The 21903-nt window shown below is 46.7% G+C and carries 16 protein-coding genes; 9 read left to right on the top strand and 7 right to left on the bottom strand.

The annotated features are described in order from the left end of the window. Window positions 1–23 precede the first annotated feature (23 nt). Both truC and L2744_RS02455 read right to left on the bottom strand, forming a co-directional pair. A complete protein-coding gene (gene truC / locus L2744_RS02460; protein WP_248990562.1) occupies window positions 24–866 on the bottom strand; it encodes a tRNA pseudouridine(65) synthase TruC in 843 nt (280 codons plus the stop codon). Then, entirely contained in the window at window positions 853–1173 is a 321-nt protein-coding gene (locus L2744_RS02455) for a YqcC family protein (RefSeq protein ID WP_248990561.1), read from the bottom strand. Before L2744_RS02455 ends, truC begins: the two co-directional genes overlap by 14 nt. Before the next feature lie 149 nt (window positions 1174–1322). Here L2744_RS02455 and L2744_RS02450 point away from each other — a divergent pair, with 149 nt between their 5' ends. Next, on the top strand, window positions 1323–2336 hold the full coding sequence (locus tag L2744_RS02450) for a DUF3549 family protein (RefSeq protein ID WP_248990560.1): 1014 nt from the start codon (window positions 1323–1325) through the stop codon (window positions 2334–2336). Beyond that, the gene (locus L2744_RS02445; protein ID WP_248990559.1) at window positions 2333–2719 is read left to right on the top strand and encodes a DUF3301 domain-containing protein; all 387 of its coding nucleotides are present in this window, start codon (window positions 2333–2335) and stop codon (window positions 2717–2719) included. The genes L2744_RS02450 and L2744_RS02445 overlap by 4 nt, the downstream gene beginning before the upstream one ends. Before the next feature lie 1506 nt (window positions 2720–4225). On the opposite strand, the gene L2744_RS02440 is transcribed toward L2744_RS02445, so the two are convergent. Both L2744_RS02440 and L2744_RS02435 read right to left on the bottom strand, forming a co-directional pair. After that, window positions 4226–4537, bottom strand: coding sequence for an Mpo1-like protein (locus L2744_RS02440; RefSeq protein WP_248990558.1), 312 nt, complete (start codon window positions 4535–4537; stop codon window positions 4226–4228). Continuing rightward, window positions 4530–5168: a GNAT family N-acetyltransferase gene (locus L2744_RS02435; RefSeq protein ID WP_248990557.1), complete on the bottom strand. Its 639-nt coding sequence runs from the start codon at window positions 5166–5168 to the stop codon at window positions 4530–4532. The genes L2744_RS02440 and L2744_RS02435 overlap by 8 nt, the downstream gene beginning before the upstream one ends. A 149-nt stretch (window positions 5169–5317) precedes the next feature. Between L2744_RS02435 and L2744_RS02430 the strand changes: the two genes are divergently transcribed. Beyond that, entirely contained in the window at window positions 5318–5551 is a 234-nt protein-coding gene (locus L2744_RS02430; RefSeq protein ID WP_248990556.1) for a DUF2789 domain-containing protein, read from the top strand. Window positions 5552–5581: 30 nt separating this feature from the next. On the opposite strand, the gene L2744_RS02425 is transcribed toward L2744_RS02430, so the two are convergent. Next, complete coding sequence (locus L2744_RS02425; RefSeq protein WP_248990555.1) at window positions 5582–5977, bottom strand: DUF3192 domain-containing protein; 396 nt, start codon at window positions 5975–5977, stop codon at window positions 5582–5584. Window positions 5978–6122: 145 nt separating this feature from the next. On the opposite strand from L2744_RS02425, the gene L2744_RS02420 reads away from it, so the two are divergent. Continuing rightward, a complete protein-coding gene (locus L2744_RS02420) occupies window positions 6123–6506 on the top strand; it encodes a hypothetical protein (protein WP_248990554.1) in 384 nt (127 codons plus the stop codon). Continuing rightward, on the top strand, window positions 6506–7279 hold the full coding sequence (locus tag L2744_RS02415) for a Zn-ribbon-containing protein (RefSeq protein WP_248990553.1): 774 nt from the start codon (window positions 6506–6508) through the stop codon (window positions 7277–7279). Before L2744_RS02420 ends, L2744_RS02415 begins: the two co-directional genes overlap by 1 nt. A gap of 74 nt (window positions 7280–7353) precedes the next feature. On the opposite strand, the gene syd is transcribed toward L2744_RS02415, so the two are convergent. Further along, window positions 7354–8004 carry a SecY-interacting protein gene (syd, locus tag L2744_RS02410; protein ID WP_248990552.1) on the bottom strand — a complete coding sequence of 217 codons (651 nt, stop codon included), beginning with the start codon at window positions 8002–8004 and terminating at the stop codon, window positions 7354–7356. Between the two features lie 59 nt (window positions 8005–8063). Here syd and queF point away from each other — a divergent pair, with 59 nt between their 5' ends. After that, window positions 8064–8921, top strand: a complete 858-nt coding sequence (gene queF / locus L2744_RS02405; protein ID WP_248990551.1) for an NADPH-dependent 7-cyano-7-deazaguanine reductase QueF — start codon at window positions 8064–8066, stop codon at window positions 8919–8921. Window positions 8922–9014: 93 nt separating this feature from the next. Here queF and L2744_RS02400 read toward each other — a convergent pair whose 3' ends face one another. Next, complete coding sequence (locus tag L2744_RS02400; RefSeq protein WP_283103862.1) at window positions 9015–9944, bottom strand: 4'-phosphopantetheinyl transferase family protein; 930 nt, start codon at window positions 9942–9944, stop codon at window positions 9015–9017. A 543-nt stretch (window positions 9945–10487) separates the two neighbouring features. Between L2744_RS02400 and L2744_RS02395 the strand changes: the two genes are divergently transcribed. Genes L2744_RS02395 through L2744_RS02385 form a run of 3 tightly spaced genes read left to right on the top strand, consistent with a single transcriptional unit; the run spans window position 10488 to window position 21879 of the window. Further along, complete coding sequence (locus L2744_RS02395) at window positions 10488–11357, top strand: transcriptional regulator (protein ID WP_248990550.1); 870 nt, start codon at window positions 10488–10490, stop codon at window positions 11355–11357. Beyond that, window positions 11354–19582 carry a type I polyketide synthase gene (locus L2744_RS02390; protein WP_248990549.1) on the top strand — a complete coding sequence of 2743 codons (8229 nt, stop codon included), beginning with the start codon at window positions 11354–11356 and terminating at the stop codon, window positions 19580–19582. The genes L2744_RS02395 and L2744_RS02390 overlap by 4 nt, the downstream gene beginning before the upstream one ends. Next, window positions 19579–21879, top strand: coding sequence for a PfaB family protein (locus L2744_RS02385; RefSeq protein WP_248990548.1), 2301 nt, complete (start codon window positions 19579–19581; stop codon window positions 21877–21879). Before L2744_RS02390 ends, L2744_RS02385 begins: the two co-directional genes overlap by 4 nt. The last annotated feature ends 24 nt before the right edge of the window (window positions 21880–21903 follow it).

Raw genomic sequence — 21903 nt, 5'->3', positions numbered from 1 at the left:
GATTGTAACAAACAAAATCCGAGCTAATTGCTAGCGATCAAAAATGCATCATCATTGCTCAAAACAGCATCATTCCAGCCAAGACCGGTGAACACGGTTTCCCATTGTGGTTCAAGCTCTGTTTCAATGCTGATCCGAGTTTCAGTTATTGGATGCGTGAAAGTGAGCTTTTTCGCGATAAGCCATAAACGATTAATGCCGAAATGCTCGCGGAAAAAGGTATTTTGTTTACCGTCACCGTGGGTTGTATCCCCTAATATGGGATGGCGTAAATGCGCCATGTGCCTTCTCAGTTGATGCTTACGTCCGGTCTTTGGGGTAAGTCGCACTAATGCAAAACGGCTCGTTGGATATCGTCCTGATGGATATGGAATTTCAGCATTGAGTAGCGGCTCAAAAGCCGTAACGGCATCCTGTGCTGCTTTATCTTGGCGGGCATGTTTATCCCCGACCTCATCGAGTTCGACCTTGAGGGCATAATCCAGCACACCGCTTTCGTGCATATTGCCACGTACTAGCGCAAGATACTGTTTCTCGACCGAATGAGCGGCAAATTGCTCACACAACGCATTAGCAACTTCACTGCTCTTGGCAAATAGCAAAACACCAGAGGTTGGCCTATCTAAACGATGCACAGGGAATACATGACACCCAACTAAGTCACGGGTTAACTGCATTGCAAAAAAACGCTCACGACGAGCCAAATAACTGCGGTGCACGAGTAAACCTGCGGGTTTATGGATCGCTACAAGATGTTCATCTTCAAAGAGGATTTGAATATCGGGTGCTTGCTCATCGGTATTATCCAATACCGCATGATCTAATTCATCATCTGGCATATCAAGCCACATATCATCTTGGTTCATTTAACAACATATCCAATTCATTCAATAGGCCAATTAACGGCTGTAATTTAGTGATTTCTTGCCATACATGTTGCGCCATGGGCGCTATAGCAATGCTTGTCGGCAGTGGCTGCCCAGCATCAATTAATGTTCGCATACGAGGGATAAAAATAAACTGCAGCCAATGCTCTAAGGGCATAAGATCGCAAGCAAAGGGAGCAGTGCTTGCCATCGCCTCATCTGAAGGCGGTATTGGTGTCCATAGCCCCGACTGCTGTAGGCACAGCGCAATTTGTTCCAATTTAGCCTGAGTTTGGCTATATAACATCGAGTTGAGATCCATTTGGCATCAGGCACAATGATAGAATACACTCACTAGCCTGCCCTATTAAAGTGTGGCAATCATACCATCCGGCTTCACTTCCCCCTATAATGTCGCCAATTTATTAAGCCTCTTTTGATTAATATGGCAACCAAATGACTGAAATTACAACTTTAAGCCAGTTTTTAACTACCGCAAAAACCCAATTTCAAGTGTATGATCTCGGCCGTAGGGTACAGCACATCGATAGGCTAGCATTTCATCAAATCGAATCCCTTGTCACTCCCTATCCTTACCCTATTCAAGGGCATGCTCAATTTGCAATCGTGTTTTGGGATGCGAGTCAGCAACACTTTATCTGGTTTCTAAAATTCGCCTTAGATGAACAAGGCTTGCTCTCGCCCGCTCCACGTTCACAATTTATCGAAATGGTGTTATCAGCACTTGGACAAGATCCAACTCAGCCTCTCAGTAATGAACAGCAGGAACGGCTTGCAAACAGCCCCTTTAGCTTTAAACCCAGCCAAGAGAAATTAGCCGTATTTAACGCCTTGGTTCGTAAACAATTGGGGCAACACGCATCAACTCAATATGAATTTGCCATGCAATACTTATCGGGCCAAATTGCGCCAAGTCAATGGCAACATATTGGTATACAAGGTATTGCCGACGTATGTGTGCGAGCAAGTGAACTCGACCATGAAGCGAAACTTCTCACAAGTTTTGATTCGGCAGCGATTGAAGTACAAATTGCCCTTTGCCAGTGCTTAGAACATGTACAAATTAGCCCTTTGCTTGCCAATAAAATCTTAGACAAACTCACCACAGCGGAACCAGAGCATAAAGCGTATTTTCTGCGGGCGTTAGCATCAAGTAGCGAGCTAAGCCAAAAAGCGTTGGCATACTTACACCAAGGATCTTACTTAGATGCAAATACACTGATTAGTATCGCTGGACGCAATTGGACTGTGCTAAAGCAAGAGTTAAGTCGCACTATTTACTTAGAAGCCCTTGCACTACAGCCCCAAGCCTTTTTTAATCAGATCTTTGCTGATATTGTGGCTATCCCTAGTTTACGTAATCAATTACTGGGTGAATTAAGAAATCCCAATCGAAGTATTCAACTATCACAAGCCATAGGTGGTTTGTTTAAGGCAGCAAGCAAATGATGTCAGATCTACTGTTAATTATTGCGGTTGTTGTAATTGCCGCATTTTTTTGGCAACTACGTCAAATGGCAGAATTAAGCCGTATTTTTGCCGAGAAAGAATGTGGTCGGCAGAAGGTTCAGCTTTTAGCCATCGCGATGGAAACGGCACGCCCAAGCCTAGGTGGAACTACGGGAATTTGTTGGAAAGCAAAATACTTATTTGAATTTAGCACCGACGGTATTAATCAATATCGAGGTCATATTTGGATGTTGGGTAAGAAAATTCAAAAAATTGAATGGCCTATATTCCCAGAACCCGAATGGCATGAGGCTCCCACAGCCCAAGGTAAATTTGGCGGCTGCGGCAGTCAAAGCGGGTGTAACCCTGGTAAATGTCACTAAAACGCTATTGTTGCCAAATAGAGTCATTTTCCCAAAGGACTCTATTTGGCAACACACCAGAAAAAGAAAGGGCGCGATCCTAAGATCACACCCTCCGGTTCTCTGTTAAGCCATCCTGCTATTGTTGTGCTCCCTGCACCATCCTTGCGAATTCGAGCATCCTGCATCATCCCTGCTCAATCCTTGATATTTCCCTGTATTTACATACATTCCTATTTCTTAGCCATCCCTTTGCCAAGCTTGCTCTTTCTTGAGCGGTTCCACCATCATCCATGAAATAGGTTAAATAGCATCCTTTCAATTGCACTCCATGTGCCATTGCAGTCCCTATGCAACTAGGTTATCTATCCATGATAATCTGACTTTCCATAGTGCAAATTATCTTTCATCCTGAAAGACAGCATCCCTACTACTCATTAATGGCTAATCCCTTAAATCCCTTGGTATTTGCAGTCATCCTGACCACTAACATCCTGTCATCCTATAGCCTGCTTCCATCTACAGGATCAATTGTACGCTAGCGAACCTCTATCTTCTTAAGAAAGATAAAAAGATGTTAATCCCCATATTAAAAAAACAATTGGCACTTTAGCACAACCAATTGATATAAATAAATTAACCAAGGATTTCTTGGGTTTTACTGGCCTAGTAGCTTACAAATAACTTACGCATCTGTGAGATATATCTCACATAGAATCAGGCAATTTCAATCTTTTACCCGATGAAAGAGTTCAGATGATGGACGACATAGATGCCAAGGTAAAAAACGAAAAAGAAAAGGGCGCACTCTGTGCGCCCCATTTATTCCTTGTAAGCCTTCCTGCTTAATGAGTGCTCCCTGCACCTTCCTTGCGTTTGCTTGCATCCTGCATCGTCCCTGAATCCCTCTTTATCCCTGTGTTTAAAGCAAACCTTTAACACTCAGTCCTTTGACCCGAATATCCTGCTTCAGAGCCTGCCATATCCTATGGCTTAGTCCTGTTGCATCCTGCATATTTCTCTTGCTGATTGAGTATAAGCTGTTCACCCTTATACTTATCCTTGACTCGATACATCCTGTTTCGAGTTCATGCTTAATCCTTAAGCGTGTCCTGTATTCATCCTGAAACTTATCATCCTGACAAGTGTGGTATCCTACTTCATCCATGAAAAGCAACCTTGCTTTCTTAACCTATCCTTGGTTGATGACAGTTTGACTACCATCAGAGATTTCAGCCATGAAATCAAAATTCGTTGCTTCCTGCATCCCTTTGACCTGTGTTGCTATCCATGCAATCCATTCAACTTGACCATGAAATAATTTTACGCTAATACCTATTTTTTTGTCCGGCCCAAAGAACACCCACAGATCAAAAATTCAACCACGAATCCAAGCGACTCACCTAACACTATGAATTAAAATAGATTAATAATAACGTGGTTACAAAACAATCAAAAAGAAAACATTTTATCCTACAGCCTTTGTAAGCGATCTCTCACAAGGGTGTGAGCTTCACACTTTAACGCTCAGTTATAACGTCTAAACCAACTTTGAATTATCTGTACAAACATCACCCAATCACCCATCAAGCTATATAATGGATACTGGAAAGTCGCAGGTTTATTCCGCTCGAACATAAAGTGCCCAATCCACGCAAATCCATAGCCAACCACAGGAATAAACCACAATAGCCACCAGCTCTGAGTAAAAATAGCCGCGCCAAGGAGGAGTAATACCAAACAACTGCCTATAAAGTGTAATTGCCGACAAGTACGATTCTGATGCTGTGAAAGATAAAAGGGATAAAAGTCAGCAAAACGAATGAAGCGCTCATTCATCTTGTTGGCCTGCATAAAATAATAATTGTCCTGAGATACTGCCAATAGTCAGTTCACCTAAGGAGACAAAATCGTGCTGAGTGAACAAATGGGTATGGCTTTCTTGTGCTGCAAACACGCCAATACCATCGAGTTCACGCTGCTCATCGCACCAGCTAACAACGGCTTGTACAAGTTGATGCCCTAAACCTTTATGCTGCTCGTTTGGCGCTAAGGCAATAAATTGTAGGATCCCACAACGGTTACTTGGCAAGAGTTCAACAATACTCGATTCTTTTTTTATAATAGCTTGAGTGGATTGCCAACCCGTTCCTAGCAGCATTTTTAAACGCCAGTGCCAATATCGCGCCTCTCCTAGCGGCACTTCTTGGGTCACTACACAAACCACACCAACTAAACGTTCTTGATCAAACAGACCAATCAGTGCTTGTTTTTGCTGCCACAAGGTGTGGAGTTCTTCACGAATGGCTGCACGCAATTTTTGTTCGTAGTCAACTTTATCCGAGGTATATAAAGATTCAACGAAGAAAGGATCATCGTGGTAAGCGTTATAGAGGATGGAAGCGGCAACCCGTAAATCTTCTGCAGTCAAATACACCGCACGGCACTCGTCCAAGGTATTGTTGTCCATAAGTAGAATTCCTTGATTTAGATCACACTCCGATGAATATGGATCAATGTATCAAGGAAACTAAAAAGTGCAAATTTTAATCATAGATTGCATTTTTCCATCAGACGCATACCCTAGAGGCTAACGCACATATTAAATAGGAAAACTAAATGGATACCACTCCAGTAGACTTAAGCCATTTGTTTGAACAACTTGGATTAGATAATCAACCAGAGGCAATTACCCAATTTATTGCTAACCATAAGATTGATCATCAAATGCATTTAAGCGAAGCGTCCTTTTGGACCGAAGCCCAAAAGAACTTTATTACCGAAGCCTTAGAAGCCGATGCCAAATGGACTCAACTTATTGAACAGCTAGATACTCAGCTTAGAAAACCCTAATTCCGTTTGAGCTTTAGTGGGAAATGGTTTCTAGATTTTGCCGTATGCCGTTTCACCCCAACCCACTAAGGCATTATTACTTATGACAATTGGTGTGCATTCGTCCTTAGTCGTTTTACCATCACTCTGGGTATGTTGGGTGCGATAAAACAGCACTAATACTTCTTTATTAGTATCCCCATTTTGGATATAGGCTTCGCTAAAATCAGCATTTCCCATAATGATCATCACTTGATCCTTAGTCATACCTAAGCTTAATTGGGTTAAATTATTGCGATTTTTATTCTGTACTTTTTCCCAAGACTCACGATTATCCCAATGGGATTCACCATCACCAACATTGACCACGCAGCCACTAAGACCTAAGCTTGCAGCCCCTAAAAAAGTGATAGCAATTATTGCGCGGTTTAATTTAGTGTTCATCATATGACATCCTGTGTAATTGTTATTGAGATGCGATGAAAAGCAAAACATATGCCAAACAGTAATTCACTGTTTTGTAAAACAAAATATAAACAGCATCTGCAAATTGATTTAACATCACTCAATAAATTAAGGAATTTCACTCATTATGAGTCACATTGACCAAGTATTAGCAGTTGCACGTGCACTCGAAGCTAGCGGAAAAGTGCCAAGCCTAGCGTTAATCAAAACCCGTTTAGGTAACAGTCTGCCATTACCAATATTGATCCAAGGTTTACAGCAATTTAAAGCTATGCCAAAGACTGAGCGTGAGCGTTTAGCTGAATTACAAATTACAAACCCAATATCTGCAACAGCGGATACAAATGAAACCTTAACCCTAACTATCCTTGCCGAGCGCCTCGTTACCCAACAACACCATTTTGAACATTATGCCAAGCAGCAAAATGCAGAAATCGCCCAACTAAAAAATGAACTGCTTGAGCTTAAACAGCGGATAAGTCTATTAGAATCCCAAGGAAAAATTGCTTAATGTTTGTCACTGAACTGCGTTTTGAATGCTTTGCCGACACCACCCTCTCCGCAGCAGAAAAAGCCATTAATCAGCTCTTAGAAGCCTATCGAGCTAACGGCCAAATATTAGGACGAGAATTTGCGGTCGCCTTTAATGACGGTGAGTTTAGAGTGCGGTTGCTTATGCCGGAGAAAACCAGTTTAGCGCACAAGTATCATAGCCCTTGGGTCAAAAAAGCCTTAACAGAATTAACCGAGGCTAAGCTGTTAGCACCGCGGGAAAAGTTTATTGGTCAGGATATTAATTCTGAGGTCAGCAATACCGAAACTCCGAGCTGGCAACTGCTGTACACGAGTTTTGTGCACATGTGCTCACCCCTCCATAGTGGCGATAACTTACTGCCCATTCCCTTGTATCAAATCCCAGCAACTTTCAATGGCGATCATAAACGCATTATCCGTTGGCAAAGTGAATGGCAGGCCTGTGATGAGTTGCAGATGGCGGCGGCCACAAAGGCAGAATTTGCCGCGCTAGAGGAATTATCGAGTCCAGACAGTGATTTATTTCGCAGAGGTTGGGATTTACGTGGCCGTATCGAATATCTGACTAAGATACCGACCTATTACTATTTATATCGAGTCGGCGGTCAAAATCTCGCCTCAGAAATGGCACGACCTTGCCCACGTTGTGGCAGCCAAAATTGGAAACTGGATGAACCTTTATTGGATATGTTTCACTTTCGCTGTGAACCTTGCCGCATAGTGTCGAATCTGTCTTGGGATCATCAATAACATCATATTATCCCGTTGCTGAACTCAACCTAAGCTGCGCTTAGGTTGAGAATTGAGGGTTGAGCTCACGCCAACTAACGTTTACCGAAAAGATTTTGCCACATACGCTTAAGGCTGGCGAAAATACCGGGGTGCGCTAATGTGGGCATAGGTAATTCTTCATGTTTAACGGGCGGTGCGATCCGTGGAGAGAGTGCCTCGATAAACTCCGCTAAACTTGGCGACAATTGCTGCCAGGGTAGCTCACCAGGAAGCTCAATCCACACACTGCCATCACTGTTATTGATGGTTAGCATTTTATCTCCCTCATCTAACAAACCGATAAACCAAGTCGGCGGCTGTTTTAGTTTTTTCTTCATCATCAGGTGACCAATCAGGTTTTGCTGCAGGCATTTAAAATCGTCATCGTTCCACGCTTGCAGTAACTCACCCGTACCCCATTTTGAGTCAAATAGTAATGGTGCTGAGAAATACTGGCCGTAAAATGGCTGAATATCGGGCCACAAAGGTAGATCTAACGCATGTTCCACATTTGCAAAACTACCAACGTCATCACGCTTAACCGGCTGCCAAGCGATTGGATCATCCGAATCGCCAAAAAATTCACCTTGAATGCATACAGAAGGCTCACCTTGCGGGTAATATCGCGGTAACTCGCCTAAAGTAGTTAGGTAAGCTTGATGATAGTTTTGCAAAAATTTATCTAACGCGGGCAGACAAGACACTTAAGCACAATCCAATTTCAGGTATAATGTGCGCCTATTTTGACATGGAAACAGTATTGATGACACAGAATCACGATCCCTATAGTGATGCAAAAGCGCTTGCTGGCCTAACTTTAGGTAAAGCCACTGACTACCAAGCCGAGTATGATGCATCGCTGCTGCAAGGGGTTCCTCGCTCACTCAACCGTAACGCGATTAATCTCACTGGAACCTTGCCCTTCCACGGTGCTGATATCTGGACGGGTTATGAGTTGTCTTGGCTGAATACCAAAGGTAAACCTATGGTCGCCATAGCCGAGATCCATTTAAGCTATCAAAGCCTAAACCTGATTGAGTCAAAATCCTTCAAATTATATTTAAATAGCTTTAATCAGACTAAGTTTGCCAGTATCGATGCGTTGCAAAAAACCTTAGTCCATGATCTTAGTCACTGCGCTGAGGGTGATGTAACGGTAAAAATTATTGAACCTAAAAGCTTTGGTACTCAACGTATTATCGAGTTACCAGGTACTTGCATTGATGATCTGGATATTGAAGTCAGCGATTATAGTTTTAATCCCGATTACTTAGAAAACAGCACCGACGATAAACAAATGGTGGCGGAAACGCTTAATTCAAACCTGCTGAAATCCAACTGCTTAATCACCTCGCAACCCGACTGGGGCAGCGTGATGATCCGTTATCAAGGGCCTAAAATCGATCGCGAGAAACTGCTGCGCTATTTGATTTCTTTCCGCCAGCATAACGAGTTTCACGAGCAATGTGTCGAGCGGATTTTCGTCGATTTAAAACAGTATTGTCGTTGTGCTAAGTTAACGGTTTACGCCCGCTACACTCGCCGCGGAGGTTTAGATATCAACCCCTATCGCAGCGACTTTGAGCAGCCTGGTGAAGGCCATAGACTCGCAAGACAATAAGACCTAGCGCCCTAGCATTTAGGCTAAAGACTCTCTATTAGCCTGACCAACAAAGCCCTGAATTATAGGGCTTTTTGTTAACCGTGAATAAGTTTAATTAAGCAAGGTCTCTACACTCAGCATTTGCATCGAAAGTGTCGTAGATAGGGCCGAATATCCTGCGTGTGGGTTGTTAGCTCCTGCAGAGGCCAAACTCAGTGCGAAACGATATTCTAGGTTCAACCTGCCAAAATAAATCTGCCAACAGTAAGGATCGGCGGTATTAAGTTGATGTAATCGAATATCACGATATACGGGTAGCGTAGGTCGGATTTCAAGTGCGGCCCCCTGCTGCACTCCGAAACGTTTAAGCTCAATAAATCCGATTGGATTGGTATTAGCTTGAGCTTCTAAGTTGGTATTGTGTAAGTTCGTACTCTCTAAGCTCCCACTATCAGAACTCAAATTATCCAAATTTAGATCCGTTAATTCAAAGGCAAAGGATTTAAGTGACTGAGCTAAACCTAATCCCGTCGCTTTGATATAGGATTCTTTTAACGCCCAAAGATCGAAAAAACGTTGCCGCTGAGCCGATTCATCCGCCAATGCCAACAGTGCTTCGGTTTCTTGGTCGGAGAAATAATGATTTAGGATCGGATAGATATCCGTTTTAGGACGCGACCTCTCAATATCAACGCCTAATAAACAGGGGCTTATATCTTGATGCTTAACGACACCAATCAATAACCAATCGCCGCTATGGCTTAAATTAAACTCAAGCCCTGTTTGTTGCTTTTGCTTTGCCGTTAAACTTGGTTTTCCCTTAGGGCCATATTCAAAACACCAGTCTTTTGGATCTAAAGTCGCCATTTTTGATAAAACTAAACGCAGTGCCGCCCTAACCTGCAAACCATTTATTTGCGCTTTATGTGCTCGATAACGTGTAATCTTTGCCAGTTCATCCTCACTTAGCAAGGTCTTAGCACGCGTTTGTAGCTCATTATTTATATCCACTAACGGGATAAAAAACAGCTCGATATGCATCGAATTCCCCTGTGCAATACCATTAAAGCCGTGGCTTGAAATATATAGTTGTGATGTTCTGAAGTCATTCCTAAATAGCGGTTCCGAACTCTAAACACTTAAGCCAATACCTAATGCAGGCACGCATCAATCCCCCCATGGCGCTAAGGATCTACTTATTGAGGCCGGCTTACTGTGGAAACTAGTCGCATAATTAGGAACACTTATTTAGATTAGACCGAGTTTATGGCGCTATTTTACCCTGACAATACAGAAAAACTGCAGTATTCACTGTATCAAATAAAAAGTCTGTCGAACCTTATAAATTGCTCTAATACCCATCCAAGTGCACAAAAGTAACATCAAAGTACCTTTCGTCTGAAATTCTAGTCCCACATGATTGTATCGACTCAAAACCTCAGGTAATCTGCATCCCCATTGCATTGCCTCTAAGCATAAATTCTAGGATTAGTGTGCCATTTTACGAGAGCACGTCATCGACCTCATCTTATAGATAGGTAGTAAACAGTCCCAGTAGATTATGTCGGATGATAATTATTATTAATGACCACTAGCGCAACTGATGAAAAGCCCCCGGAGAAAACGGGAAAGCTTCGAGCGAGTCGAGAAGAAAAGCACACTCAATCGAGGCATAGCAATGCGACTACCACGCCTGAGATGAGACTCTTTATTCAGCAATCGGATCTGAGTGTGAGTCAGCTTGCCAAAATTCTAAATATCACCGAAGCCACAGTTCGCAAATGGCGTAAACGTGAGTCGATTGTTGATTGTCCCAATACTCCGCATCACCTCAATACCACGCTCACACCGATGGAAGAATATGTGGTTGTCGGCCTAAGATACCAATTAAAACTCCCCTTAGACCGGCTACTAAAAGCCACTCAAACCTTTATTAATCCCAATGTGTCGCGCTCCGGCCTTGCCCGCTGCTTAAAGCGCTACGGCATATCGCGGCTCGATGAATTTGAAGCACCACAAGTACCCGAACGCTATTTTAATCAATTGCCTGTGACTCAAGGCAGCGATATCCAAACCTATACGGTCAATCCAGAAACCTTGGCCAAAGCCCTCGCCCTACCGAGTACCGACGGCAATACTGTGGTGCAAGTGGTGTCACTCACCATACCGCCGCAACTCACTGAGCAAGCTCCAAGCTCAGTGCTATTAGGTGTAGACACGGCAAGTGATTGGATTTACCTCGATATTTATCAAGACAGCAATACCCAAGCGACCAATAGATATATCGCCTATGTCCTCAAACATGGGCCGTTTCATTTACGAAAGTTGCTCGTTCGCAACTATCACACCTTCTTAGCCCGTTTTCCCGGTGCCCATGGCACGCCAAAGACAAGCGCGGCTGGATCCCAAAACAAGGTCACCGTATCCAGGTCGACCCGTGGAGACTCTTTATGAGCCATACCCCTTCTGTACCTAATTCTGCGACTGAGTCAAAAAAAGATAAACGACTCAACAAACGTTTAAAAGATATGCCCGTTGCCATCGTCGGCATGGCCAGCATCTTCGCTAACTCGCGTTATTTAAATAAATTTTGGGATTTGATCAGCGAAAAAATCGATGCCATTACTGACATCCCAGATACCCATTGGCGCGCCGAAGATTACTACGATGCGGACAAAAGCAAAGCCGATAAAAGCTACTGTAAACGCGGTGGTTTTTTGCCTGAAGTCGACTTCAATCCAATGGAATTCGGGCTGCCGCCCAATATTCTTGAGCTGACAGATACCTCGCAACTGCTGTCGCTGATTGTCGCCAAAGAAGTGCTCGCCGATGCTAATCTGCCTACCGATTACGATCGTGATCGTATAGGCATTACCCTAGGCGTGGGAGGTGGTCAAAAAATCAGTCAGAGCTTGAACTCGCGCCTGCAATATCCAGTGCTTAAAAAAGTATTCAAATGCAGTGGCCTGAGCGATGAAGACAGCGAAATGCTGATCAAAAAGTTCCAAGACCAATATATCCACTGGGAAGAAAACTCTTTCCCAGGGTCCTTAGGCAACGTGATTGCAGGCCGTATCGCCAACCGTTTTGATTTTGGCGGCATGAACTGTGTGGTCGATGCAGCCTGTGCAGGCTCGCTTGCCGCTATGCGTATGGCGTTGACTGAGCTGACCGAAGGTCGCAGCGACATGATGATCACTGGCGGCGTTTGTACCGACAACTCGCCATCCATGTACATGAGCTTCTCAAAAACACCAGCCTTCACCACCAATGAAACCATTCAACCCTTTGATATCGATTCAAAAGGCATGATGATCGGCGAAGGTATCGGCATGGTCGCGCTTAAGCGCCTTGAGGATGCCAAGCGCGATGGCGACCGGATTTATGCCGTCATCAAAGGCGTTGGCGCCTCATCGGACGGTAAGTTTAAGAGTATTTATGCGCCGCGCCCCGAAGGCCAAGCTAAAGCTCTCGAACGCGCTTACGACGATGCAGGTTTTGCCCCGCACAGCATTGGCTTAGTTGAAGCCCATGGCACGGGCACTGCCGCAGGTGATGTGGCTGAATTCAACGGCTTAAAATCGGTATTTGCCCAAGGCAACGACACAAATCAACATATCGCGTTAGGTTCAGTGAAATCCCAAGTGGGCCACACTAAATCAACTGCGGGTACAGCCGGGGTTATCAAAGCTGCGCTAGCGCTGCACCACAAGGTATTGCCTGCGACCATTAACGTTAGCAAGCCTAATCCAAAGCTGAATATCGAAAGCTCGCCATTCTATTTAAATACCGAAACTCGCCCATGGTTCCAGCGCGCCGATGCAACGCCGCGCCGTGCAGGTGTAAGCTCCTTTGGTTTTGGCGGCACGAACTTCCATCTTGTATTAGAAGAATACAAACCTGAGCACAGCCGCGATGAGCAATATCGTCAGCGCAGTGTGCCGCAAACGCTATTGTTTGCCGCAGCCAGTAAAGACGCGCTGCTTAGCGAGTTAAAAGCTGCGCTGAGCCAAAGCGTGAACACGAGCGCAAACGCGAATAAGAGCAGCGCTGCAAGCCTGAACGCTATCGCTCAGCAATATCCGCTGCGCGTGCTGGCAAGTACAGATGCCCGTTTAGGTTTTGTGGCTAAGGATATCGCTCAACTGCAAGCTCAGTTAAATCAAGCCATCTCTCATTTAGAAAGCGGGCACCTAGAAACCAATACAAGCGAGGCGTGGCAGTTACCTTCAGGGATCAGCTACCGCTCCCATGCCTTGGTCGCTAAAAATGAATCAAAGAAAGTGGCCGCCCTGTTTGCTGGTCAAGGTTCACAGTACCTGAACATGGGCCGCGAACTCGCCTGCCATTTCCCGGAAATGCGCCAACAAGTGACGGCCAGCGATAAGGTATTTGCTCACCACGGCCAAACGCCGTTATCGAACATCCTTTATCCTATTCCGGCATTCGATGCCGATGCAGTTAAAGCCCAAGAAGCGGCGCTGACCAATACCATGTTCGCCCAAAGCGCCATAGGCGCGGTTTCAATGGCGCAATATTCGCTATTAACTCAGGCAGGTTTTGCCCCCGATATGGTGGCAGGTCACAGCTTTGGTGAATTGTCTGCCCTTTGCGCGGCAGGCGTGATTTCCAATGAAGATTACGTCGAACTGGCCTTCGCCCGTGGACATGCCATGGCGCAAGTGCCGAGCGATACTGGGACTCAAGTTGATTTAGGAACCATGTTCGCCATCATCCTTAAGCAAAAGAATGATATCGATGCGATCAATCGCTGTTTAGCCCAGTTTGATGGCGTTAAAATTGCCAACTACAACGCGCCGACGCAATTAGTCATCGCAGGTAGCACAGAGCAAACTCAACTGGCCGCGAAAGCCATTAGCGAACAGGGCTTTAAAGCGATTGCCCTGCCTGTCTCAGGCGCGTTCCATACCCCATTGGTTGGACACGCACAAAAACCCTTTGCCAAAGCCATTGATAAAGCAAAATTTAGCGCGCCAAAAGTGATGCTTTATGCCAACAGCACAGGTCAATTACACCCAAGTGATGGCAAAGCGATTAAAGCAGAATTTAAACAACACATGCTGCAATCGGTTCGCTTTAGCGAACAACTGCAGGCCATGTATGACGCTGGCGTCCGTGTTTTTGTTGAGTTTGGCCCTAAGAACATACTGCAAAAGTTAGTTGAAAATACCTTAGGTGAACACTTAAATGAGCTTTGCCTTGTCAGCATGAACCCGAATCCTAAGGGCGATAGTGACAGCCAATTACGCTTAGCTGCAGTACAACTCGCGGTAGCCGGTGTGGCGTTAACTGAGGTTGACCCCTATCAAGCCGTCACGTCACAAGAAATTGCCGAACGTGAAGCGCCATCAGCGATGAACATCAAACTCACAGCCACTAACCATATTAGTGCTGCAACCAAAGCTAAGATGGCGAAATCCCTCGCCACAGGCAGCGTGACTAGCCAAGTGCAATATGTGGATCGCATCGTTGAAACGGTTGTCGAAAAAGTTGTTGAAAAAATAATAGAAGTGGAAACGAATCAAGTGGCAACTGTTGAAATGAAACAAAAATCCCCAAGTGTTGCGCAAGGCTTAAGCAATCACCAGCAACAAGCGACGGCGCAGTTGAGCCCAAGTACAGCAAGCGTCAGCGGCGATGCGTTAACGGCATTTTTCAGCGCACAATCTCAAGCGGCGCAATTACATCAACAGTTTTTAGCTATCCCGCAGCAATATGGCGATACCTTCACGACACTGATGACAGAACAAGCCAAGATGGCAAGCCTTGGCATTGCAATCCCTGAAAGCCTGCAACGCTCGATGGAGATGTTCCACCAGCATCAAGCGCAAACCCTGCAAAGCCACGCCGAATTTATGCAGCTACAAAGCAGTAGCAGCCAAGCAGCCTTGGCGATGTTAAACAATGCGCCGATTAACTTTACCCCAGCGGTTGCAAGTCAGCCACGAGCAACTGCGCCGGCTCCTGCACCTGTTGCTCCAGCACCTGTTGCGGCAACGACAATGCCACACAATGCCGCACCAGTAGCGGCTCAAGCTGTTGCGACGAGACCCGCGGTTAGCACACCTGTTACGCCAGTTGTGCAAACGGCTCCCGTTGCTTATGCACCTACTGTGACTGTACAAGTTACGCCAGCAGCTCCTGCCGCTCCTGCATTAGTCATGCCTGCTTTAGTTATGCCAGAGATGACACCTGTGGCACCAGCAACGAGCGGCTTAAGTGCAGCGTTAGTGCAACAAACCATGATGGCTGTGGTGGCCGATAAAACAGGCTATCCCACTGAAATGCTAGAGCTTGGCATGGATATGGAAGCCGATTTAGGTATAGATTCGATTAAGCGCGTTGAAATTTTAGGCACAGTGCAAGACGAACTGCCGGGCTTACCTGAGCTCAGCCCAGAAGATCTGGCCGAATGTCGTACCTTAGGTGAAATCGTTGACTACATGAACTCTAAACTGCCAGCAGTGGGCTCGGTTTCAGCTCCAATAGCAACGTCAGTCACAGTTGCAACAAATAACGGCTTAAGTGCTGCACTTGTTCAACAAACTATGATGGCTGTGGTGGCCGACAAGACGGGCTATCCCACTGAAATGCTGGAGCTCAGCATGGATATGGAAGCCGATCTAGGTATAGATTCCATTAAGCGCGTTGAAATCTTAGGTACAGTGCAAGACGAGCTGCCGGGTTTACCTGAGCTCAGCCCAGAAGATTTGGCCGAGTGTCGTACCTTAGGTGAAATCGTTAACTACATGAACAGCAAACTGCCAGCTGCGGGATCAGTTACCGTAGCAACTCATGTGACAACTGCCGCGCCTGCCGCCAGCGGTTTAAGCGCTGCACTTGTTCAACAGACTATGATGGCTGTGGTGGCCGACAAGACAGGCTACCCCACTGAAATGCTGGAACTTGGCATGGATATGGAAGCCGATCTAGGTATCGATTCCATCAAGCGCGTTGAAATCTTAGGCACAGTGCAAGATGAGCTACCGGGTTTACCTGAGCTGAATCCTGAAGATCTGGCCGAGTGTCGCACCTTAGGTGAAATCGTTGCACTCTTTTCGAAAAAAATAGGGCAAAGTAAGCTTACACAAAATGACAAACTGCCTGCGGCTGGCTCGGTATCCGCTCCAACGGCAACGCCAGTCACTGTTACTGCTACAACAAATAACGGCTTAAGTGCTGCACTTGTTCAACAAACCATGATGGCTGTGGTGGCCGACAAGACAGGCTACCCCACTGAAATGCTGGAACTGAGCATGGATATGGAAGCCGATCTAGGTATCGATTCGATTAAGCGTGTTGAAATCCTAGGTACAGTACAAGACGAACTGCCAGATTTACCTGAGCTGAATCCTGAAGATCTGGCCGAGTGTCGCACCCTAGGTGAAATCGTTGGCTACATGAACTCTAAGCTACCAGCAGCAGGTTCAATTATCGCAGCGCCTATTGCAGCAGCAAATGTAGTAACTCATGTGGTAAATCATGTGGCAACAGCCGCACCTGCCACTAACGGTTTAAGCGCTGAAAAAGTCCAACAAACGATGATGTCAGTAGTGGCCGACAAGACTGGCTACCCCACTGAAATGCTAGAACTGAGCATGGATATGGAAGCCGATTTAGGTATCGATTCCATCAAGCGCGTTGAAATTTTAGGCACAGTGCAAGACGAGCTACCGGGCTTGCCTGAACTCAATCCTGAAGATCTGGCCGAGTGTCGCACCTTAGGTGAAATCGTTATGCTCTTTTCTCAAGATTTAGGGCAAAGTAAGCTAGGCCAAAACCAGAATGCAGCGGCAAATGGGGTCAGCGGAGCGATCGCTACTGAACCTGCTATCGACTTGCCACCCCATAATTTGCCACCACATGATTTACCACCACACAGTGAGGTGGTGCTAAAAAAGTTGCCAGCGGCGGCTGAATTAACGCAACGTGAGTCGCAACTATCAGCGCAACGTGAGCCGCAAAAGGCAGCGCAACAAGCTCTGCCACGCGTTTTTGCTAAGGATGCCTGCATTATCATTAGCGATGATGGTCACAATGCTGGCGTACTTGCCGAAAAATTGCATGCAAAAGGTCTAACGGTTGCGGTTGTGCGCTCGCCTGAAAGCTTTGTGGCCAGTGCATCACCGCTCAATAGCCACATTGCCAGCTTCACCTTGGCGGCGATTGACGATGTCAGCATTGGTGCAGTAATTAATGAGATCAAAAGCTTAGGTCAGGTTGCAGGCTTTATTCATCTGCAACCACAACATAAAACCTCAGCAGATACTAAAGGTTTAGTGCTGTCGAATGCCGCCAAAGTGTCGGTCGAGCAAGCGTTCTTGTTCGCCAAGCACTTACAGCCGCTGCTGACAGCAACAGCCGCCAATACTAGCAGCAGCTTTATCAGCGTCAGTCGTATCGACGGTGGTTTTGGTTATCTTAACCACAGCCAAATTGCCCGCAGCGAGTTAAACCAAGCGGCATTGGCAGGTCTGACTAAAACCTTGAGTCACGAGTGGCCAAGCGTGCATTGCCGCGCCTTAGATATCGCGCCAGCACTTGATGCCAAGCAACTGGCCAATGCGGTGATCGCTGAGCTCTTTGCAACCGATAACTTATTAGAAGTCGGTGTTAGCCAAGGCGCAGCCCAAGCACTTGAGCGCGTGACCTTAGTTGCTGGCAAGGCTGATACTCGCCACAGCGCAGCTAACTTAACGAGTGCAGATAAAATTCTGGTGACTGGCGGCGCAAAAGGCGTGACCTTTGAATGTGCCTTGAGTCTCGCAAAACGCAGCAAGGCGCACTTTATCCTTGCTGGCAGAAGCAGCCAACAAGCCATTCCCGCTTGGGCACAGGGTAAAAATAACAGTGAACTTAAAGCCGCAGCTATTGCCTACATTCAAAGCTTGGGCGAGAAACCCACGCCAAAACAAGTGGATGCCTTAGTATGGCCAGTTCAAAGCAGCCTAGAAATTGCAGCCGCACTAGAAGCATTTACCGCGGTAGGCGCGAGCGCCGAGTACTTAAGTCTCGATGTAAACAATCCAGATGCGATCGCCAGCACTATAGTGCCGATCACCGAGTTATCGCCTATTGCTGGCATCATACATGGTGCGGGCGTACTCGCCGATAAACACATCCAAGACAAAACCTTAGATGAGTTGGCACGGGTTTATGGCACTAAGGTCACAGGTATAAGCAATCTACTTGCCGCACTGGATTTAGATAAATTAAAACTGATTGCCCTATTCTCTTCGGCGGCGGGTTTTTACGGCAATACCGGCCAAAGCGATTACGCCATGTCCAACGACATACTCAACAAAGCCGCACTGCAACTGGCGCAGCAACTGCCAAATGCCAAAGTGATGAGCTTCGATTGGGGGCCGTGGGACGGCGGCATGGTCAATCCTGCGTTGAAAAAGATGTTTATGGACCGCGGGGTTTATGTGATCCCGTTAAAGGCGGGCGCTGAGTTATTTGCTCGCCAATTACTGAGCAACACAGGCGCACAATTGCTGGTAGGCACTGATATGCAAGGCAGCGCAACCCATGACGACACGCCTAACGAAGTGCAAGAAACTGAAGGTAGCAATCTAAAAAAGCCTAAAGCGGATCTGACCACTGACTCGTCGGGTCCGCATGCTTTGCCTAACGCATTGAATCCAATTGCAGTAAATCCAAACGCAGTAAATATAAGCTCAGTAAAACTGAGCGCGGTAACACTGCAGCGCACACTGGACCCTAAGGCAATGATCTTTATTGAAGATCATTGCATTAACGGTAACCCAGTATTACCGACTGTGTGCGCGATTCAGTGGATGCGGGAAGCCGCCTTTGAGCTACTCAAGCAGCCTGTCAAAGTGCAAAGCTACAAGCTGTTGAAGGGCATTATTTTCGACACTGCCGTGTTACAAAATGGAGTGTTAGAAAGTGCAGCCCCCATCACGCTAGAACTTGAGCTTGCACCGATGGCGTTAACGGATAACGCCGCGAAAGACACAGACGAGTGCTTGAGTGGACAATTCAGTGCCTTAATCAGCTTTGAAGGTCGTCCGCAATATCAGGCCATCCTAGTCGTTGATGATGCTGTTGATGACGCGGCTAACGATTACTTAGCCACTAACAGCAAAGCAACAGCCTTTGACGCGCAAAGCTTGGCGGGACTTTCTGCCATCACAACCGCGAGCAGCCTTTACAGCGACGGCACGCTTTTCCACGGCCCGAGACTGCAAGGTATTGAGTCGGTGTTGAAGTTTGACGATGCGAGCTTAGTCGCCAAGGTGAGTATTCCCCATGTTGCGTTAGCGGACTGCGGGAGTTTTGTGCCCAATTTCACGCCTAAAGGCTCACAAGCTTTTGCGGAAGATTTGTTGCTACAGGCGATGCTGGTGTGGGCGAGACTCAAATATGGCGCGGCGAGTTTGCCATCAAGCATTGGTGAGTTTATCTCCCATGCGCCGTTTGCCTTTGGCGATAAAGGTCATTTAGTGCTCGAGGTGGTGAAACACTCTGGCCGTGCCCTTGAAGCCAATATCACGCTGTATCATCAAGATGGCCGCTTAAGCTGCGAGATGAACAACGCCAAAGTCACCATCAGCAAAAACCTTAACGGTGCATTCTTAGCCAATAAAGTTGCGAATAAAGCCATTGAAAGCGTGGAGGCAAAAGTCGAGTGAACTTAGCCCACCCTTTAGCAACTACACATAGCGGCCAAACTGAAACGTCGATAGCTGACACGGCTATTACTGACACAGCTACTGCAGACACGGCTATTACTGAAAAGCTTGCCAAGCCACTGCGTATAGCAGTATTGCTTGGCGATACGGTCAACCTTGACTCTCACTCAGCCCAAGTATTAGGCACGTTTACTGAACGTGAAAGAGTTCAGATTTGCGCTGCCGATGCCAACCAATCGACAGCACATGAACCGACTGTGCATGGACCGACTGTGCTCGAGTCGAAAATGCATGAACCGTCAGTGCATGAGCCGTCAGTGCATGAACAAAGCTCGCTCACTGCGTTATTAGGCCAAACAGTGACAGCCATTGAGCAAGGCAAGCTCGTTGAACTGATATTCAATGATGGCAATCTGCCCCAGTCCCTGTATTTGCTCGATGGTTTACGCGCCGCCAAACTGCGCCTACACGCCCACGCGTTTATTGCTGGCTTTGCCGCTGGTAATGAGGCAACAGGTGTTGCAAATGCGGCGACTGTTGCTAATACGGCGTTAGTAGCGGCAAAGCGCAGCCCAGCACAAGCCGTTCAACATCAGCGAGTCGCCAACACACTCAACGAGGCATTTGTTGCGCTGCGCCAAGGCGTAACCGCCCTCGCTGCGCGAACACAAGCGCCGCTTCATGGTAAAGAAGGGGAAAATCATCAAACGGGCTATTGGTTTAACAGCCAACATCAAGCACGGGTGTTGTGCCTAAATCTTGTCGCAAAAACATCAAATCAAGCGGGTGAGTCTCGAAATCTAAGCCAAAGTATTGTGCTGACCCAAGGCACACAAGTTATCGCGCCCAAAGCTCTTGTTGATGAAAACCGGCTGTTTGTGCCGATAAGTGCTGACAATATTGATTCACTCATCGCGCAAGTATTGCAACTAGTTAACACTCTGGAAAATAGCGTAGGCTTTCACGCGGAATATCTCAAACCTTGGTTTGAACGCTATGATGCCAACGCAACACTGGCATTAGTCTTGATGGCGGCATCGATTGACGACCTCAAACTTGAAGCCAAAGCTATGCTTACGGCGCTTGAAAGTGATGCAGTGCGTCATCATGGTCAACACTTTAAGACGCCAGCGGGTAGCTGTTTCACCGCTAAGCCGCTAGGAGATACGGGGCTGACCTTTGTATATCCCGGCGTTGGCACGGTTTACGCCAATATGTTCAATAACTTGCATGAGTATTTCCCCGCGCTGTATCACCAACTGGAGCATGAAGGTGATTTAAGCGCCATGCTGCAATCACCGCAGATTTATGCGGCAGATGTAAAAAACGCAGCAAGCATGAGCTTAAGCCAACAAGCGATTAGTGGCGTGGGCGCCAGCTACCTATTCACTAAGCTTTTAACCCAAGTCTTTAATATTAAGCCAAAAATGGCGCTGGGTTACTCAATGGGCGAAGCCGCCATGTGGGCCAGCCTAGATGTGTGGCAAACACCCCATGCTATGATCAAGGCCACAGAAAATAGCGATATTTTCAACCATGCCATTTCTGGCGAGCTAACTGCCGTGCGCCGAGCATGGCAGCTTAAGGATAATGAATCCATAGTGTGGAACAGCTTTGTGGTGCGCGCCGACAGCAATGAAATCAAAGCATTACTGCCAGAGTTCCCTCGCGCTTACTTAGCCATCATTCAAGGTGATACTTGCGTTATTGCTGGCTGCGAAACAAGCTGTAAAGCCCTGCTTGCCACATTAGGCAAACGCGGGATTGCCGCCAATCGCGTCACGGCAATGCATACCGCGCCAGCCATGTTAGTCCGTGGACAAGTACAAGATTTCTATACTCAAGCGCTAAAACCTGTGGCGCTGAAAGCGGCGGCGCAAGATCTGCCTATTCGCTTTATCAGCGCAGCGCAAACTGCGCCAGTAACCGTGGATAGCCACAGCATTGGCCGCGCGATTGCCGATACCTTTTGTTCGCCACTCGACTTTAGTGCGCTCATTCAAAATGCCACTGAGCAAGGCGCAAGACTGTTTGTCGAAGTGGGCGCCGATAGGCAAACCAGCACACTCATAGATAAAATAAGCCACGCCCATGCAGGCCAAAGCACGGCGAACGAGGCAACCGTCGCCATTGCTTGCAATGCCAAGGGTGCCGATGCGATTACCAGCTTACTCAAGTGCTTAGCTCAGCTGATAAGCCACAGAGTGCCGCTGTCGCTCGCGCCGCTCATTAAGCCATTAAGTGCTAACGCAGCCCCTTTATCATCAGCAGTATTACCAGAAGGAGAACCCCTGTGAGTTCTCAGTATTCCCCTACTATTG

Source organism: Shewanella profunda, from assembly GCF_023283765.1.
Classification (GTDB): domain Bacteria; phylum Pseudomonadota; class Gammaproteobacteria; order Enterobacterales; family Shewanellaceae; genus Shewanella; species Shewanella profunda.
This window is presented reverse-complemented; position numbering and strand designations above follow the sequence as displayed.